The 2,992-nt window shown below is 48.3% G+C and carries 3 protein-coding genes and 1 pseudogene; all 4 read left to right on the top strand.

Annotated features, from left to right (window positions below; translation table 11 throughout):
- A partial coding sequence (locus ACK59H_RS22795; RefSeq protein ID WP_060478009.1) for a hypothetical protein occupies nt 1-433 on the top strand: 433 nt, incomplete at its 5' end.
- 462 nt (nt 434-895) lie between these two features.
- Nucleotides 896-1,705: a polymorphic toxin type 15 domain-containing protein gene (locus ACK59H_RS22790; protein WP_060478010.1), complete on the top strand. Its 810-nt coding sequence runs from the start codon at nt 896-898 to the stop codon at nt 1,703-1,705.
- A gap of 103 nt (nt 1,706-1,808) precedes the next feature.
- Nucleotides 1,809-2,375: a GAD-like domain-containing protein gene (locus tag ACK59H_RS22785; protein ID WP_409264974.1), complete on the top strand. Its 567-nt coding sequence runs from the start codon at nt 1,809-1,811 to the stop codon at nt 2,373-2,375.
- 326 nt (nt 2,376-2,701) lie between these two features.
- Nucleotides 2,702-2,920 (top strand): annotated as a pseudogene (locus tag ACK59H_RS22780) (DUF2169 domain-containing protein); the annotation flags it as partial.
- Nucleotides 2,921-2,992 lie beyond the last annotated feature (72 nt).

The raw sequence follows: 2,992 nt of genomic DNA, 5'->3' as shown, positions 1-2,992 counted from the left end.
CATGAATCTTCCAGAAAAAATTCTTGCCAAGATAAACTCTCACGCCGAAAAAGGCAATAATTTCATTGACAATGAACAGTATGACTCTGCAATTGCCGAGTGGTCCAAAGCACTGGACATTCTTCCTGAACCAAAAAATGACTGGGAGGCGTACGCGTGGCTATCCGCCTCTATCGGTGATGCTCTTTACCATAAGAAAGCCTACAGACTTGCTGCAATAAGTTTCTTAAATTCTTTAAACGCCCCCGGCGGAACTGAGAACCCCTTCGTACATTACCGGCTAGGCCAGTGCTACATCCTCCTTGAGGATGAAAGCTCTGGAGTAGAAGCACTATTAAAAGCGTACATGCTAGACGGTGAAGAAATCTTCTTAGAAGAAAGTGACGGCATTACCTTCCTTAATATTTTACGAGACAAGGATCTCGTGGACTAAAACTCAATGCAAGATACTATCGGACATTATGTACGATCAGTACAGAGTCTAGTTAAGATGTATGGTCCGGTGTTAGATGATGCGAATGGATAGTGAAGCGCTCTGATTTCTCCAAGGCATCAAAAATTACCTGGAAGGCCGTGCCCCATCGCAGACCTTGGGGCGTCTGACGAGATTGTAAGCGATCACGAACGCCGGCACTTGTGATCCCAGCGCAGCGAATTAGAGAAAGTGGAAGCCTTGGATTGCGATCTTTTTGATCGTCCGGCTAATGCACTCGTCGTAGCCTTGGGTCTAGAAGTTATCGTAGCTGTGGGAACGGCGCACCTGTTGACCAGCAGGTGGCCTTCCCTGCATCCGATGAATAGGTTGCACTGTCCAAGATTACAGCTCTTTTCCTGAAGTAAGACGGGCGCTCGGTGGTGGACGAGATCGCCGACATCGCCAACGCGGGTATCAGCCTTGCCGGGGGGTTATGCGGTCGCGGCCCTGTCTTTAGTCTCGGCTATTCCCTTTGCGGGGTATGTGGGAACTGCTGGCAAGATCGGACGGCATGCGGCGGAAGCTTCTGTAAAAGCTGCGAAAGAAGGAGCAGAGCACGCAGCGAAAGAAGCAGCACAGAAGAAAGCTAAGGTGGCCGCTGCCCGCAAACAGGCGCTCGGCGGAAAGGTCAAGCCCAAGAGACTTCCCAGGAAGAAGCCGGAATGCTTCGATCCCAGACAGTCCAAGGCTTATAAGAAGATGGGCGAGGCAGAAAAGAACAAATACATGAGGGAGTATGCGCGTCAGCTGAAACGGCAGGAGGATGCCATCAACAACATGTCGGCCAGGGAATTTGCCGATGCGAGAGTAATGTTCGAAAAAGCCAAGAAGAAAGCTGGAAATTCGGGTCGAAATCCTTTAGCGGAAAAAGCACAAATTGACTATCGACGTGACCGGCGAAAGGAAATAGAAAGTAGCATCTATGAGAGCAAGAGGAATAGAAATGTAAGCCCTAAAGCTGCGAAAATCGAAGCCAAAGCTGAGAGCAAGGCGATTATGGAAAAACTGGCTGCGCTACACGAGCCTGACATGGTTGCCGGAGGGTGGCACAGTCCCGATCCTTCAGGATTGGGAGACAAAGTTGTGAACAGTGCAATTGGTGGAAGCTGGGGACACAGAGAACGAATAGAAACAATTGAAAGTGCAGCCAAAAAGCGCAATCAAACGCGGCGACGAAAAAGACATGATGAATGTGGAGCTAACAATCTGCCCTCCAAGCAACAAAGGTAAATTATAAATGTTAGATGAAGATTTTTCTCAATTTATAGAATGTTTCGGCGAGGCCACTCAAAGAACCCCGATCCCGCATAACGCCTTCAAAAAATAGGAAAACATTCTACCTCCCGCGTTGATGGAGTACTGGAGGAATGAAGGATGGGCTGGTTATGGAAACGGATTAATTTGGACGGTAAATCCTGACGACTTTGAGCACCTCAAAAAAAGTTGGCTAGCAGATACTCTACTAGAAAGCTTTGATAATTTCCACGTGATAGCCAGAAGTGCATTCGGTAACTTATATCTGTGCGGAGAAAGAACTGGACGCAGTGTATCAATAATTTGCAACCACAATGAAATACTTGCTTTAAAAAACCGATTGAAGTCTAAGCCCCTTGCCGCTCAAAACATTACAATTCGGTCGTTTTTTGGCGCTAGCGACCCAGATGACTTTGACAACTCAGACATCAATGGAAAATCACTTTTTAATCGTGCACTAAAGAAATACGGCCCTTTAAGCCCAGATGAGATGTACGGTTTCGAACCCGCACTTGTTCTCGGCGGAAGCCCGACTTTGGAAAACTTGCGTCGTGTGAAGATGGATCCGCACCTACTCATCCTTCGTAACTTTGACAGGCCAAAACTGCCGTTATCTAGCGTTGATCTCGAAAAACTGATGAAGTAGTCCGTTGATGACTAGCCAACAATTTGATCCAAGCTATAAAAAGCGAAGACCCTTCGGATTCAGAGGACAGGGCAATACAGGATTACTGAGTTAAGGCCGAACCACCATTACGATTGGATATTTTTATCATGAACTCAGCGTGGCCAAACAATATCACTTTACGAAGCTTCCTGACCCCAGCTAACTGCACCGAGACGACAGGCGTAAACCCATCGCCCGACCCGGCTGAACCTCCATTGCGCCTGACGCTTACCTCACGGTAGACGAGCTGCAGGCGCATCAAGCCCGGATGCCAGACAACTTATGACTAAAACTGGGAAGACAATCATTGGCCAGGGCTACCGCAAGACTTCGGGGTCGGCTGCTGGAACGGTGCCCCGGATAACCAGCAGGTAACTTTCCCTGCGCCAGATTCGGATATCTCGCTTTTCAACCTGACAGCTCCGTCCCTGAACCAAGACGGGCGCTGCGAGATGATGCTTCCCGGCCATCGCCCCTTCGTACTCATCGGTCTGAAGAGCTTCCTGTCATTCCAGATAGAATAGTGAGCTTCGAGACATCTAATGGGCTTAGCTATAATGATACTTCTTCTTGATCATGGTACTGATGACTTTTCG

Source organism: Pseudomonas sp. KCJK9000, from assembly GCF_046230725.1.
GTDB classification, from domain to species: domain Bacteria; phylum Pseudomonadota; class Gammaproteobacteria; order Pseudomonadales; family Pseudomonadaceae; genus Aquipseudomonas; species Aquipseudomonas promysalinigenes.
This window is presented reverse-complemented; position numbering and strand designations above follow the sequence as displayed.